Raw genomic sequence first — 14,059 nt, forward strand, 5'->3', positions numbered from 1 at the left:
TGCGGTGGTGGGCTGGCCGGCCGTGTCGGTGGCGCGGGGAAACCGTACCCGCGCCGTTGACACGGCCCGTGGCGCGGATGGACACTCACCCCCGCCAAAATTCTGAACTGAAGTTCAGCAGGCGAACACCCGCAGCGTCAATCCCGAGTGAAACGGGTCGTTACATGGACAAAGTGGTCGCCAGTGCCGCCGAAGCGGTGGCGGACATCGAGGACGGCGCCTCACTCGCCGTCGGAGGCTTCGGGCTGAGCGGCGTACCGGACGTGCTCATCCGCGCCCTGCACGCCCACGGCCCCGGAGACCTCTCCGTCGTCTCCAACAACTGCGGCGTCGACGGCGGCGGCCTGGGCATCCTGCTCGCGGCCGGCCGGATCAGCCGCGTCACCGGCTCCTACATCGGCGACAACAAGGAGTTCGCCCGCCGCTACCTCGGCGGCGAACTCGAACTGGAGCTCACCCCCCAGGGCACCCTGGCCGAACGGCTCCGCGCCGGCGGCTGCGGCATCCCCGCCTTCTTCACCCCGGCCGGCGTCGGCACCCAGGCAGCCGACGGCGGACTGCCCTGGCGGTACGCGGAGGACGGCAGCGTCGCCGTCGCCTCCCCGCCCAAGGAGACCCGCGCGTACGGCGGACGCCCGTACGTCCTCGAACACGGCATCACCACCGACTTCGCCCTGGTCCGCGCGGCCCGCGGCGACCGCCACGGCAACCTCGTCTTCGCCCGCGCCGCCCGGAACTTCAACCCGCTCGCCGCCATGGCCGGCCGGATCACGGTCGCCGAGGTCGAGGAGCTCGTCGACCCCGGCGAGCTCGACCCCGACCAAATCCACCTGCCGGGCGTCTTCGTCCAGCGGGTCCTGGCGCTCACCCCCGCGCAGGCCGCCGACAAGGGCATCGAACGAAGGACGGTACGCACCCGATGAGCTGGACCAGGGACGAGATGGCGGCCCGCGCGGCCCACGAGCTGACGGACGGTTCGTACGTCAACCTCGGCATCGGGCTGCCCACCCGCGTACCGAACTTCCTCCCCGAAGGCGTCGACGTCGTCCTCCACTCCGAGAACGGACTCCTCGGCGTCGGCCCCTACCCGTACGAGGACGAGGTCGACCCCGACCTGATCAACGCGGGCAAGGAGACGGTCACCGTCCTGCCCGGCGCCGCGTTCTTCGACTCCGCGCTCTCCTTCGGCATGATCCGCGGCGGCCACATCGACACCGCGATCCTCGGCGCCATGCAGGTCTCCGCCCGCGGCGACCTCGCCAACTGGATGATCCCCGGCCGCATGGTCAAGGGCATGGGCGGCGCCATGGACCTCGTCCACGGAGCCCGCCGGGTCGTCGTCCTCATGGAGCACACCGCCAAGGACGGCACCCCCAAGATCGTCGAGGAGTGCTCCCTGCCCCTCACCGGCCGGGGCTGCGTCGACCGGATCATCACCGACCTCGGCGTCCTCGACGTCACCGAGGACGGACTCCGGCTCGTCGAGACGGCCCCCGGCGTCACCCCCGAGGACCTCGCCCGCCTGACGGCGGCTCCCGTGAAGGCGGACACAGCGTCATGACCCCCACCCAGCAGGACATCTCGCGGGAGATCCACGCCCTGAGCGAGGAGTACCGCCGCGTCGGCGAGACCCGGCACCACCCCGCCCGCGACTACCCGCCCTACCGCAGCAGCGCCCTCCGCCACCCGCACCGGCCCCCGGTCGCCGTCCACGACCCCGAGGCCGTCGAACTCACCGGACCGGTCTTCGGCGCCACCGACGTCACCGCGCTCGACGCCGACCTCACCCGGGGAGGCACGGGTGAACCCCTCGGCGAGCGGATGACCGTCACCGGCCGGATCCTCGACCGCGACGGCCGCCCCGTGCGCGGCCAGCTCGTCGAGGTCTGGCAGGCCAACGCCGCCGGCCGCTACGCCCACCAGCTGGACCAGCACCCGGCCCCGCTCGACCCCCACTTCACCGGCGCCGGCCGCTGCCTGACGGACGACCGGGGAACGTACCGCTTCACCACGATCCGCCCCGGCGCCTACCCCTGGCGCAACCACACCAACGCCTGGCGCCCCGCGCACATCCACTTCTCCCTCTTCGGCAGCGCCTTCACCCAGCGGCTCGTCACCCAGATGTACTTCCCCGGCGACCCGCTCTTCGCCTACGACCCCATCCTCCAGTCGGTCACCGACGACACCGCCCGCGCCCGGCTCGTCGCCGCCTACGACCACGACCTCACCACCCCCGAACACGCCCTCGGCTACCGCTGGGACATCGTCCTCGACGGACCCGCCGCGACCTGGATCGAGGAAGGCCGATGAGCAGCAAGCCCGCCCCCGTGCCCCCGACACCCGCCCAGACCGTCGGCCCCTTCTACGGATACGCGCTGCCCTTCCCCGGCGGCCCCGACATCGCCCCCGCCGGGCACCCGGACACCCTCACCGTCCACGGGCACGTGTACGACGGGGCCGGCGCCCCCGTCCCCGACGCGCTCCTGGAGATATGGCAGCCCGGCCCCGACGGCGACCGGACGGGCGCCCCCGGCTCCCTCCGCAAGGACCCCGTCACCGGCGGCCACGCCGGACGCGACGGCGTCACCTTCACCGGCTTCGGCCGGGTCGCCACCGACGCCGACGGCCGGTGGGCGGTCCGCACCCTGCCGCCCGCCGGAGCGCCGTACCTCTCCGTCTGCGTCTTCGCCCGCGGCCTGCTGCACCACCTCTTCACCCGCGTCTACCTGCCCGGACCGGCCGCCGACACGGACCCGCTGCTCGCCTCGCTCCCGCCGGAGCGGCGCGCGACCCTGCTCGCGACCGGGACCGGACCCCGCACGCTGCGCTTCGACGTCCGCCTCCAGGGCCCGGAGGAGACGGTGTTCCTTGACTTCCGCTGACATCCCGCCGCAGCCGTACGAGGAGCGTGAACGGTACGCGTCCGGACGCCCGGCGCGGTCGTACGAGGAGGAGGAACCGTACGACGTCGGGCTCCTGGCCCCCGTCCGCGCCGGCACCGACATCGAGGCCGCCACCGGCGACCGCGCCCTCCTCCGGGCGATGCTCGACGCCGAAGCCGCCCTCACCCGGGCCCAGGCCGCCCTCGGCCACGCGCCCGCCGAGGCCGCCGCCGCCGTCACCGAGGCCGCCTCCCGCCCCGAGCTGTACGACCCGCGCGCCCTCGCGCTCCGGGCCCGGAGCGGCGGCAACCCCGTCATCCCCCTCGTCGCCGACCTCACCGCCGCCGTGCCGCCGGAGGCCGCGCCCTACGTCCACCGGGGCGCGACCAGCCAGGACATCCTGGACACGGCCGCGATGCTCGTCGCGGCCCGCGCCCTGCCCCTCGTCACGGCCCCGCTGCACCGCGCGGCAGCCACTCTCGGGCGGCTCGCCGCCGCCCACCGCGACACCCCCATGGCCGGGCGCACCCTCAGCCAGCACGCCGTCCCCACCACCTTCGGACTCAAGGCGGCCGGCTGGCGCGCCCTGGTCCTCGACGCGACCGACCGGCTCACCGCCCTCACGCTCCCGGCCCAACTCGGCGGCGCGGCGGGCACCCTGGCCGCGTTCGAGCAGATGTCCGGCGCGCCCGGCAGCGGGCCCGCCCTCGCCGAGGCGTACGCGCGGGAACTCGGCCTCGCCGCCCCCGCCCTGCCCTGGCACTCCCTGCGCACCCCCGTCGCCGACCTCGGCACCGCGCTCGCCTTCACCACGGCCGCGCTCGGCAAGCCGGCAGCCGACGTGCTGCTGCTCGGCCGCACCGAGACCGGGGAACTCGCCGAGGGCGAGGGCGGCCGGTCCTCCGCGATGCCCCACAAGAACAACCCCGTCCACGCCACCCTCGTCGCCGCGGCCGCCCGGCAGGCGCCCGCGCTCGCCGCCGTCCTCCTCGGCTCGCTCACCGCCGAGGACGAGCGACCGGCCGGTGCCTGGCACGCCGAATGGCAGACCCTGCGCGAACTCCTCCGCCTCGCCGGGGGCGCCGCCCACCACCTGGCCGCGCTCGCCGAGGGCCTCCAGATCTTCCCCGGCCGCATGCGGGAGAACCTGGACCTGACGGGGGGCCTGGTCGCGAGCGAACGCCTGGCGGCCGAGCTCGCCGGCCTCCTCGGCCGCACCGACGCCCGGCGACTCCTCGACACGGCCGCCCGGCGCGCCCTGACGGAAGGCCGCCGGCTGGCGGACGTCCTGGCCGGGGCACCGGAACTCGACGGCCTGGTCACCGCGGACCGCCTCAGGACCCTCACGGACCCGGCGACCGCGACGGGCGCCGCCCCCCGACTCGTCGACCGCGCACTCCGGAGAACCTCCTCCGCCGACCCGGAAGGCCCCGCATGACCCCCGCCCCGCGCCCGACCACGACGCAGCCCCGGACCACCCCGAGGACGCCGGGATCCCCCGGACCGACCGCTGCCGCCGCTGCGGGCGGCCCCGCTCAGGCACCGGCAGCGGCCCGGGCGCTCGGCCCCACCGAGGGGACTGACGCCGCCCAGGCACACGGCCCCGCTCAGGCGCCGGTAGCGACCCGAGCGCTCGATCCCACCGCGTGGACCGGCGCTGCGGGCGGCCCCGCTCAGGCGCCGGAAGCGGCCCGGGGGCTCGGCCCCACCGAGGGGACTGACGCCGCCCAGGTGCCCGGCACCTCCGTGGGGACCGACCTCCCCGAGGCGCCCCGCACCCCCGTGGGGACCGACGCCGACGCGGCGCCCGCCATCCCGGTCCCCTCCACCCCCGGAGGGCACCGCGCGCCCGTTCTCCACCATCGCGTCGACGGCCCCGACGACGCCCCCGTCCTGATCCTCGGGCCCTCCCTCGGGACCTCGCTCGCCGTCTGGGACGCCCAGACCGCCGCCCTCGCCCGGCACCACCGGGTCGTCCGCTGGGATCTCCCCGGGCACGGCGGCACTCCGGCCGCCGTCCTGCCCGGCACCGCCCCCGGGGCCACCACCGTCGCCGACCTCGCCGCCCTCGTCCTCGCGCTCGCCGACCACCTCGGCGCCGAGCGCTTCGGCTATGCCGGAATCTCCCTCGGCGGCGCCGTCGGCGCCCATCTCGCCGTCCACCACCGCGAGCGGGTCACCGGTCTCGCCGTCGTCTGCTCCTCGGCCCGCTTCGGCGAGCCCGCGGCCTGGCGCGAGCGCGCCGCACTCGTCCGCGCCGAGGGCACCGCGCCCCTGGCGGAGACGGCGGCCGCGCGCTGGTTCACCCCCGGCTTCGCCTCCACCCGGACCGCCGGCCGGCTCCTCGCCGACCTGCGGGCCGCCGACCCGGACGGCTACGCGGCCTGCTGCGACGCCCTCGCCGCGTACGACCTGCGCGAGGCCCTCGGCCGGATCACCGCACCGACGCTGGTCGTCGCCGGCCGGGCCGACCCGGCCACCCCGCCCGCCCACGCCCGCGAACTGGCCGACGCCATCCCCGACGCGGGCCTCCTGGAGCTCGCCGGAGCCTCCCACCTGGCCCCCGCCGAACGCCCGCAGGCCGTCCTCACCGCACTCCTCGGCCACTTCGGCGCACCCGCCGACGACGGCAGCCGGCACGCCCAGGGGATGGCCGTCCGCCGCGCGGTCCTCGGCGACGCGCACGTCGACCGCGCGGTCGCCCGGACGACGGCGCTGACCGCCGACTTCCAGGACTACATCACCCGCTGCGCCTGGGGTGAGATCTGGACCCGCCCGGGACTCGACCGCCGCACCCGCAGCTGCATCACCCTCACCGCGCTGGTCGCCCACGGCCATCTGGAGGAGCTCGCCCTGCACGTCCGGGCCGCGCTGCGCAACGGACTCACCCCCGAGGACATCGGGGAGGTCCTGCTCCACTCCGCCGTCTACTGCGGCGTCCCCGCCGCCAACGCCGCCTTCGCCACGGCCCAGCGCGTCCTCGCCGAAGACGCGGCGAGCTGAACCCTCCGACCTCTCCTGGAGTCACCCATGCCCCGCACCACCACCGTCGGCATCATCGGAGCCGGTCCCGCCGGTCTCCTCCTCTCCCACCTGCTCCACCGGCAGGGCATCGACAGCGTCGTCCTCGAACGGCGCGACCGGGAGTACGTCGAGCGCCGCCAGCGCGCCGGCATCCTCGAACAGGACACCGTCGACGTGCTTCGCGCCTCCGGCGCCGGTGCCCGGATGGACCGCCAGGGCCTGGAGCACCACGGCATCGAGCTCCGCTTCGACCGCCGCTCCCACCGCATCGACTTCCCGTCCCTCACCGGCGGCCGCTCGGTCATGGTCTACGCCCAGACGGAGGTCGTGAAGGACCTCATCGAACTGCGCCTGAAGGACGGCGGAACCGTCCTCTTCGAGGCCGAGGCCCTCTCGGTGGACGGTGCCGACACCGACCGGCCCACCGTCCGCTACCGCCACGAGGGAGCGGAGGAGACCCTGGAATGCGCGTACGTCGTCGCCTGCGACGGCTTCCACGGCATCGGCCGCCGCTCCCTCCCCGAGGACCTGCTCACGGTCGTCGAGCGCACCTACCCGTTCTCGTGGCTCGGCATCCTCGCCGACGTCCCGCCCTCCTGCGACGAGCTGATCTACGCCCACCACGAGCGCGGCTTCGCCCTGCACAGCATGCGCTCGCCGCAGGTCAGCCGCCTCTACCTCCAGGTGGACCCGGACGACACCACCGACAACTGGCCCGACGAGCGGATCTGGGACGAGCTGGACACCCGCTTCGCCGTCGACGGCGACTGGACGCTGCGGCGCGGCCCGATCACCGAGAAGAGCATCACCCCGATGCGCAGCTTCGTCGCCGAACCCCTGCGCCACGGCCGTCTGTTCCTCGCCGGCGACGCCGCCCACATCGTGCCGCCCACCGGCGCCAAGGGCCTCAACCTCGCCGTCGCCGACGTCACCCTCCTCGCGCAGGCCCTCACCCGGCACCACACGCAGGGGGACGAGACGGCGATCGACGCCTACTCCGAGACCGCGCTGCGCCGGATCTGGCGGGCCGAGCACTTCTCGTACACGATGACCACCCTGCTCCACGCGGACCCCGCCGAATCCGGCTTCGACCGTGCACTGCGGCTCTCGCACCTGCGGTACCTGGCGGGTTCGGAGGCGGCATCGGCCTCGCTCGCCGAGAACTACGTGGGGTTCAGGACGGACTGACGGACCGTCGACAGACGGAAGGGGGGCGGCTGCGCGAAGCAGCCGCCCCCCTTCCGCGTACCGACGGGTCAGGCGAAGAAGCGGTACACCGCCTGGGCGACGCACGCCGGCTTGGCGACACCGTCGATCTCCACGGTCAGGTCCACGACGACCTCGACCCCGCCCTTGACGTCCTCCACGGACACCACACGGCCGTGCGCGCGGATCTTCGAGCCGACGCGCACGGGGGAGGGGAAACGCACTTTGTTCAGGCCGTAGTTGACGGCCATGGACACGCCCTCGACCTGGAGCAGCTCGCTCCACATCGGGATGAGCAGCGAGAGCGTCAGATAGCCGTGGGCGATGGTGCCGCCGAAGGGGCCTTCGGCGGCGCGCTCGGCGTCGACGTGGATCCACTGGTGGTCGTCGGTGGCGTCGGCGAAGGTGTCGACGCGGGGCTGGGCGATCTCGACCCAGGAGCTGTGGCCGAGATCGGCCCCGGCCTGCGCCTTGATCTCGTCGATGCCGTGGACGGTGAGAGACATGGTGGTACTCCTCAACAGGTACTCGACAGAAGATGGGGGGATGTCAGACTTCGGTGCCGTAGCGTGCGCGGAGCGGGGCCTTGAGCAGCTTTCCGGCGGCGTTGCGGGGGAGTGCGGGAGCGAGGACGACGCTCCGCGGGATCTTGTAGCGGGCGAGCCGCCCCTCCAGGTGGGCGATCAGCTCCCCTTCGGTGACGGTCGCCCCCGCGCGGGTGACGACGACGGCGCGCCCCACCTCGCCCCAGCGGGCGTCGGGCACGCCGATGACGGCGGCCTCGGCGACGTCCGGGTGCCCGAGCAGGGCGTCCTCGACCTCGGCGGGGTAGATGTTCTCGCCGCCCGAGATGATCATGTCCTTGAGGCGGTCGACGAGTCGCACGTAGCCGTCCTCGTCGACGGTGGCCACGTCGCCCGACCGGAAGCTCCCGTCGCGGAAGGCCGCGGCGGTCGCTTCCGGCAGGTTCCAGTAGCCCGGGGTGACGTTCGGGCCGGCGACGACGACCTCGCCCTTCTCGCCGGGCGCCGCCTCCTCGCCGGAGGGCAGCAGCACCCGTACGTCGGTGAAGAAGTGCGGGACGCCGGCCGAACCGGCCCGGCTCACCGCGTCGGCCCGGTCCAGGATCAGGGCGCCCGGCGCGGTCTCCGTCATGCCGTACCCCTGGACGAAGGCGAGGTCCCGGTCGAGATAGGCGCGGACGGTGCGGCTCGGCACCGGGGCGCCGCCGCACAGCAGGGTGCGCAGACCGGTGAGGTCCGTGTCCGCCCAGCCGGGGGCCGCCGCCATCGCGTCGTACATCGTCGGCACACCGAACATGCGGGTCACCCGGTGCCGTTCGATCAGCCGCAGGGCGCGGTCCGGGTCGAAGGAGGACTCCAGGAGGACCGTGCCGCCCTTCAGCAGGGTCGGCAGACAGCTCATGTTGAGCGCGGCCGTGTGGAAGAGCGGTGCCGCGACCAGGGTCACCTCGTCGCCGGCGAGGTCGGTGTCCACGAGGACGTTAAGACTGTTCCAGACGATGTTGCCGTGGGTGAGGACGGCGCCCTTGGAGCGGCCGGTGGTGCCCGAGGTGTACATGATGAGGCAGACGTCCTCGGGCCCCACCTCCTCGTCGACGGGCTCCGTCGCAGCGGCCGCGAGCAGCTCCTCGTACGAAGCCCCCGGCCCGCCGTCCACGGCGAGGAGGGTGGCGAGAGCGGCGCCTTCCGCGAGCTCCGTGACCCGCTCCGCCGGCTGTCCGGCGTGCACCAGGACTCCGCTGCCCGAGTCGGCCAGCTGGTGCAGCAACTCCGGTACGGCGAGACGGGTGTTGAGCGGGACGAACACGGCCCCGAGCAGACCGGTCGCGAAGAGCGTCTCCAGGAACGCCGGGTGATTGGGGCCGAGATACGCCACCCGGTCCCCGCGCTCCACCCCGGCGCCTCGCAGGGCGTGGGCCAGCCGGGTGCAGCGGCCGTGGAGTTCGGCGTAGTCGATCGGGCGGCCCTCGTGCAGGAGGGCGGTGCGCCGGGGCGACCTGCGGTCGCGGCGGGCGGGCCAGGAGCCGATGCCCTGGTTGCGCATGGGGTACCCCTCAGCTTCGGGTGAGACCGAGCAGCGCGGCCGCGTTCTCCTTGAGGATCTTCGGACGGACCTCGTCCTTGATCGGGAGCTCCGCGAAGTCGGCCAGCCAGCGGTCCGGGGAGATCAGCGGGAAGTCGGAGCCGAACAGCACCTTGTCCTTGAGGAGGCTGTTGGCGTACCGGACGAGCTGCGGCGGAAAGTACTTCGGGGACCAGCCCGACAGGTCGATGTACACCTGCGGCTTGTGGGTGGCCACCGCGAGGGCCTCGTCCTGCCAGGGGAAGGACGGGTGGGCGAGGACGATCCGCATGCCGGGGAAGTCCGCGGCGACGTCGTCCACGTCCATCGGGTCGGAGTACTTCAGGCGGATGCCACCGCCGCCGGGCGCGCCCGCGCCGATCCCGGTCTGCCCGGTGTGGAAGACCGCGATCGCACCGGCCTCCTCGATCGCCTCGTACAGCGGGTACGCCATCCGGTCGTTGGGGTGGAAGGCCTGGATGTTCGGATGGAACTTGAAGCCCCGGACCCCGAACTCGTCGACGAGCCGCCGGATCTGACGGACCGCCGCCTTTCCCTTGAACGGATCGACACCGGCGAACGGGATGATCACGTCCGGGTTCCGCAGCGCGGCCTCGGCGATCTCCTCGTTCGGCACCGGCGGGACGCCGGTCGCCGACTCCGCGTCCACCGTGAACACCACACAGGCCATCTGCCGCTCGCGGTAGTACGTGGCGATCTCGGGCAGGGTGGGGTGGCGGTGCTCCGCCTTGAAGTACGCGCCCGCGGCGGCGTCGAGCTCGGCGGAGAGCGATGCGCCGCCCTTCTGCGACACCTCGGCGTGGGTGTGCATGTCGATGGCGACGAGCGCCTCCACGTCCGGGTGGGACACCGGACCGTCGCCGCTCACAGCCGCGGCGCCGGGATGCCGAAGGTCTCCGGGGTGCGCCCGACGGTCACCGGCCAGGCGGCCGCGATCGCCTCGGCGCTCCAGCCCCCGTCGGCGTACGCGACCGACACCTCCCGCGGATGCGACCACAGGGAGAGCCTGTCGCCGCCGATGCCGACGCACTGGCCGGTCACGCCCGCGGCGGCGTCCGAGGCGAGGAAGGTCACGAGGCCGGCGACGTCCTCGGGCGTGCCGAAGCCCTCGCCCTTGCGCAGGCTGTCCGGGAAGGCGACGCCGTCCCGCTCCAGGGCCTCGACGTGCGGGGCGAAGGCGGGGATCGTCCTCGTCATGGCGGTCGCGGCGACCGGGACGACGGCGTTCGCGGTGATGCCGGCCTTCGCCAGCTCCATGCCCCAGGTGCGCACCATGGCGGCGATCCCGGCCTTGGCCGCGGCGTAGTTGGTCTGCCCGAAGTTGCCGCGCTGGCCGGCGGGGGAGCCGGCGACGACGATCCGGCCGCCCTCGCCCTGGGCGCGCATCCGCTCGACGGCGGCGCGGACACAGGTGAAGGTGCCGCGCAGGTGCACCTCGACGACCGTGTCGAAGTCCTCGTCCGTCATCTTCCACAGCACCCGGTCCCGCAGGACGCCGGCGTTGGTGACCATGACGTCGAGCCGGCCGTACGTGTCGACGGCGCGGGCGACGAGGGCTTCGGCGGCCTCGGCGGAGCCGACCGGCACCACCTCGGCGACGGCCCGGCCGCCGTCGGCGGTGAGGAGGCGAACGGCCTCGACGGCGGCTTCGGTGTCCACGTCGTTGACCACCACGGCGGCGCCGGCGGCGGCGAGCGAGCGGGCGTAGGCGAGGCCGAGTCCGCGGCCGCTGCCGGTGACGACGGCGACCTTGCCGGAGAGATCCACTGGAGTCATGAACGGGGGTCCTTTCCCGTGAACGCGGTGCGGGGCGCGGGGAATCGCGACCGGTCACGCACCGTCGAGCCATCAAGTTAGGCATTCTTGTGTCGGCCGTCAATGAATTGCCGAATGTTGGGGGCCGGTTCCGCGAACCCGCCCTACGCTGTCCCCGTGACGCAGCCCGCCCCGACCGCAGAGACCGGTCCCCCCGCCGAGCCCGGCTCTCCGCCCCGCCCCCAGTCCCTGATGCTGACCTTCTTCGGCATCCACGTCCTCGGCACCGGAACCGCCCTGTCCTCGGCGAGCGTGATCGACGCCTTCGCCCGGGTCGACGTCGGCGAGGACGCCGTCCGCTCGACGCTGACCCGCATGGTCGGCCGCGGACTCCTCGAACGGCACCGCCGAGGCCGCCGGATGTACTTCTCGCTCACCCCCCGCGCCGCGGAGGTCCTCGCCGACGGCCAGGAGCGGATCCACCGCACCGGCGCCGTCAACCGCGCCTGGGACGGCACCTGGACCCTGGTCGGCTTCTCGCTGCCCGAGTCCTGGCGCCGCGAACGCCACGACCTGCGCTCCCGCCTCGTGTGGGCGGGCTTCGGCCCGCTGCAGAGCGGCCTCTGGGTGGCCCCCGGGCGGGTGGACGTCGCCCCCATGGCGGCCGAGCTCGGGCTCGGGGACCGTATCAGGGCCTTCCACGGCGAGGCCGCCGCACCCACCGAGGCCGGCCCCCTGCTCCGTACCGCCTTCGACGTCGACGCGATCGCCGACGGCTACCGCGCCTTCCTGGCCCGCTGGGGAGACGGCGCCGCCCCCGGCGAGGCGCGCGACGACCTGGGCCGGCTGCTCCTGCTCCACACCGACTGGCTCGACCTGGTCCGCCGGGATCCGCACCTGCCCGCCGAGCACCTGCCCGCCGACTGGCCCGCCGAGGCCGCCGAGGCGCTCTTCCGCGAGCTCTCCGCCCGCTTCGAGCCGGGGGCCCGCCGGATCGGGGAGGAGATCCTCGACCGCTGGGACCCGGAGGCCTGACCCGCGGAACCGGTCGGGGGCGCGGAACGGGGACGCCCCGCGCGCCCTTACGTCAACACCATTGACCTTGTCGTGCGCGGCGGAGTCTCATGGGCGGCACTTCGGAGACGCCCCGCGCCCGGGTGTCTCCGCGACCCCGAAGGACACCCATGGACCACCTCAGCTCGCTCCGGGACGTCGACCACACCCCGTTCTGGCTCGACGACCCCCGCCGGCCGCGGCCCGCCCCCGCCCTCGTCGGCGGCACCACCTGTGACCTCCTCGTGGTCGGCGGCGGCTACACCGGCCTGTGGACCGCCCTCCTCGCCAAGGAGCGCGACCCCTCCGCCGACGTCGTGCTCGTCGAGGCCGAGGAGGCCGGCGGCGCCGCCTCCGGCCGCAACGGCGGATTCTGCGAGGCCAGCCTCACCCACGGGCTCGCGAACGGCCTCCAGCGCTGGCCCGAGGAGATCGGCCGCCTGGAACGCCTCGGCCGTGAGAACCTCCAGGGCATCGAGGACGCCGTCGAGCGCTACGGCATGGACTGCGACTGGGAGCGCACCGGCTCCCTCGTCGTCGCCACCGAGCCCTACCAGCTCGCCGGCCTCGCGGAGGAGGCCGAAGCCGCCGCCCGCCACGGAGGAAACCCCCTCCTCCTCGACGCCGACGCGGTCCGCGCCGAGATCGACTCCCCGACCTTCCTCGGCGGCGTGTGGAACAGGGACGACGTCGCCATGGTCAACCCGGCCCGGCTCGCCTGGGGCCTCAAGCGGGCCTGCCTCGACCTCGGTGTCCGCATCCACGAACACACCCCCGCGACCTCGCTCGACGAACGCGGCGCCGTCGTGAGCGTCGGCACGCCGTACGGCCGGATCACCGCCCGCCGCGTCGCGCTCGCCACCAACGCCTACCCGTCCCTGATCCGGCGCCACCGCCCGTACACCGTCCCCGTGTACGACTACGCGCTGATGACCGAACCGCTGACCGACGAGCAGCTCGCCTCCGTCGGCTGGACCCGCCGGCAGGGCTTCGCGGACTGCGCCAACCAGTTCCACTACGTCCGGCTCTCCGCCGACAACCGCATCCTGTGGGGCGGTTACGACGCCATTCACCACGGTGGCCCGGTCCGCGCCGAGCACGACCGCCGCCCCGAGACCTACGCGACGCTCGCCAGGCATTTCTTCACGACGTTCCCGCAGCTGGAAGGCGTCCACTTCAGTCACGCCTGGGGCGGAGCCATCGACACCAGCACCCGCTTCTGCGTCTTCTTCGACACGAGCCACCGCGGCAAGGTCGCCTACGCCGCCGGATTCACCGGCCTCGGCGTCGGCGCCACCCGGTTCGGCGCCGACGTGATGCTCGACCTGCTCGCGGGCGAGCACACCGAGCGCACCGAGCTGGAACTCGTACGCCGCAAGCCGCTGCCCTTCCCGCCCGAGCCCGTCCGCTCGATCGGCATCGGCATCACCAAGTGGTCGATGGCGCGCGCCGACCGCAACGAGGGACACCGCAACCTCTGGCTGCGCACCCTCGACCGCTTCGGCCTCGGCTTCGACAGCTGACCCGCACCGCGCACGCCGCACCCCGACCGGTTCGACGGGGTCGGTGCCCGTGCTGTCAGGCCGGCTGCCACAGTTCGACGCGGTTGCCCTCCGGGTCGGTCACCCAGCCGAAGCGGCCGACACCCGCCATGTCCTGTGTCTCGCCGGCCACGTCCGCGCCCTTGGCGCGCAACTGCGCGAGCATGGCGTCCAGGTCGCGGACCCGGAAGTTCAGCATGGTCCGCTGCGTCGGGGACCCGAAGTAGTCGGTCCCGGACTCGAAGGCCGCGAACACCGTCGGTCCGGCCTCCTGCTGCCACAGGCCGTTCTCGTCGGCGTCCAGACCCAGGCAGTCGCGGTACCACGCGCCCAGGGCCGCCGGGTCGGCGGCCCGCAGGAAGTACCCGCCGATTCCAAGCACTCGTTCCATGGCGCCATCCTGCCAGGACGACCCCGGGGCCGGGCCGACACCACACCCACGCCCGCTCCACCCACCCGCCTCGCTCGCGGGAGGAGGCGACCTGATCAACT

The 14,059-nt window shown here is 74.0% G+C and carries 14 protein-coding genes; 9 read left to right on the forward strand and 5 right to left on the reverse strand.

From position 1 onward, the window contains the following. The first annotated feature begins 164 nt into the window (after positions 1 to 164). The 7 genes from IE237_RS16760 to IE237_RS16790 all read left to right on the forward strand — a co-directional run bounded on the left by IE237_RS16760 (position 165) and on the right by IE237_RS16790 (position 7,094). The gene (locus IE237_RS16760) at positions 165 to 923 is read left to right on the forward strand and encodes a CoA transferase subunit A (RefSeq protein WP_189802761.1); all 759 of its coding nucleotides are present in this window, start codon (positions 165 to 167) and stop codon (positions 921 to 923) included. Beyond that, positions 920 to 1,561 (forward strand): CoA transferase subunit B, encoded by a 642-nt coding sequence (locus IE237_RS16765; RefSeq protein WP_189802762.1) that lies wholly within the window; start codon positions 920 to 922, stop codon positions 1,559 to 1,561. Before IE237_RS16760 ends, IE237_RS16765 begins: the two co-directional genes overlap by 4 nt. Continuing rightward, on the forward strand, positions 1,558 to 2,310 hold the full coding sequence (gene pcaH / locus IE237_RS16770; RefSeq protein ID WP_189802763.1) for a protocatechuate 3,4-dioxygenase subunit beta: 753 nt from the start codon (positions 1,558 to 1,560) through the stop codon (positions 2,308 to 2,310). Before IE237_RS16765 ends, pcaH begins: the two co-directional genes overlap by 4 nt. After that, positions 2,307 to 2,882, forward strand: a complete 576-nt coding sequence (pcaG, locus tag IE237_RS16775; protein WP_189802764.1) for a protocatechuate 3,4-dioxygenase subunit alpha — start codon at positions 2,307 to 2,309, stop codon at positions 2,880 to 2,882. The genes pcaH and pcaG overlap by 4 nt, the downstream gene beginning before the upstream one ends. 94 nt (positions 2,883 to 2,976) lie before the next feature. After that, entirely contained in the window at positions 2,977 to 4,320 is a 1,344-nt protein-coding gene (gene pcaB / locus IE237_RS16780) for a 3-carboxy-cis,cis-muconate cycloisomerase (protein ID WP_268253704.1), read from the forward strand. Between the two features lie 374 nt (positions 4,321 to 4,694). Next, positions 4,695 to 5,885: a bifunctional 3-oxoadipate enol-lactonase/4-carboxymuconolactone decarboxylase PcaDC gene (pcaDC, locus tag IE237_RS16785; RefSeq protein ID WP_229842737.1), complete on the forward strand. Its 1,191-nt coding sequence runs from the start codon at positions 4,695 to 4,697 to the stop codon at positions 5,883 to 5,885. A 27-nt stretch (positions 5,886 to 5,912) separates the two neighbouring features. Beyond that, complete coding sequence (locus IE237_RS16790) at positions 5,913 to 7,094, forward strand: 4-hydroxybenzoate 3-monooxygenase (protein WP_189802766.1); 1,182 nt, start codon at positions 5,913 to 5,915, stop codon at positions 7,092 to 7,094. Between the two features lie 68 nt (positions 7,095 to 7,162). Here the strand turns inward: IE237_RS16790 and IE237_RS16795 are convergent, their stop codons facing one another. Genes IE237_RS16795 through IE237_RS16810 form a run of 4 tightly spaced genes read right to left on the reverse strand, consistent with a single transcriptional unit; the run spans position 7,163 to position 10,994 of the window. Further along, the gene (locus IE237_RS16795) at positions 7,163 to 7,618 is read right to left on the reverse strand and encodes a MaoC family dehydratase (RefSeq protein WP_189802767.1); all 456 of its coding nucleotides are present in this window, start codon (positions 7,616 to 7,618) and stop codon (positions 7,163 to 7,165) included. Positions 7,619 to 7,661: 43 nt separating this feature from the next. Continuing rightward, positions 7,662 to 9,179 carry an acyl-CoA synthetase gene (locus tag IE237_RS16800; protein WP_189802768.1) on the reverse strand — a complete coding sequence of 506 codons (1,518 nt, stop codon included), beginning with the start codon at positions 9,177 to 9,179 and terminating at the stop codon, positions 7,662 to 7,664. Between the two features lie 10 nt (positions 9,180 to 9,189). Further along, a complete protein-coding gene (locus IE237_RS16805) occupies positions 9,190 to 10,029 on the reverse strand; it encodes an amidohydrolase family protein (protein WP_189802977.1) in 840 nt (279 codons plus the stop codon). 53 nt (positions 10,030 to 10,082) lie between these two features. After that, positions 10,083 to 10,994 (reverse strand): SDR family NAD(P)-dependent oxidoreductase, encoded by a 912-nt coding sequence (locus IE237_RS16810; protein ID WP_189802769.1) that lies wholly within the window; start codon positions 10,992 to 10,994, stop codon positions 10,083 to 10,085. Positions 10,995 to 11,150: 156 nt separating this feature from the next. Here IE237_RS16810 and IE237_RS16815 point away from each other — a divergent pair, with 156 nt between their 5' ends. Then, positions 11,151 to 12,008, forward strand: coding sequence for a PaaX family transcriptional regulator (locus IE237_RS16815; RefSeq protein ID WP_189802770.1), 858 nt, complete (start codon positions 11,151 to 11,153; stop codon positions 12,006 to 12,008). A 149-nt stretch (positions 12,009 to 12,157) separates the two neighbouring features. Continuing rightward, complete coding sequence (locus tag IE237_RS16820) at positions 12,158 to 13,549, forward strand: NAD(P)/FAD-dependent oxidoreductase (RefSeq protein ID WP_189802771.1); 1,392 nt, start codon at positions 12,158 to 12,160, stop codon at positions 13,547 to 13,549. Between the two features lie 55 nt (positions 13,550 to 13,604). Here IE237_RS16820 and IE237_RS16825 read toward each other — a convergent pair whose 3' ends face one another. Next, complete coding sequence (locus IE237_RS16825) at positions 13,605 to 13,958, reverse strand: VOC family protein (protein ID WP_189802772.1); 354 nt, start codon at positions 13,956 to 13,958, stop codon at positions 13,605 to 13,607. Between the last annotated feature and the right edge of the window lie 101 nt (positions 13,959 to 14,059).

The sequence above is a fragment of the Streptomyces tanashiensis genome (genome assembly GCF_014648895.1).
GTDB classification, from domain to species: Bacteria; Actinomycetota; Actinomycetes; order Streptomycetales; family Streptomycetaceae; genus Streptomyces; species Streptomyces tanashiensis.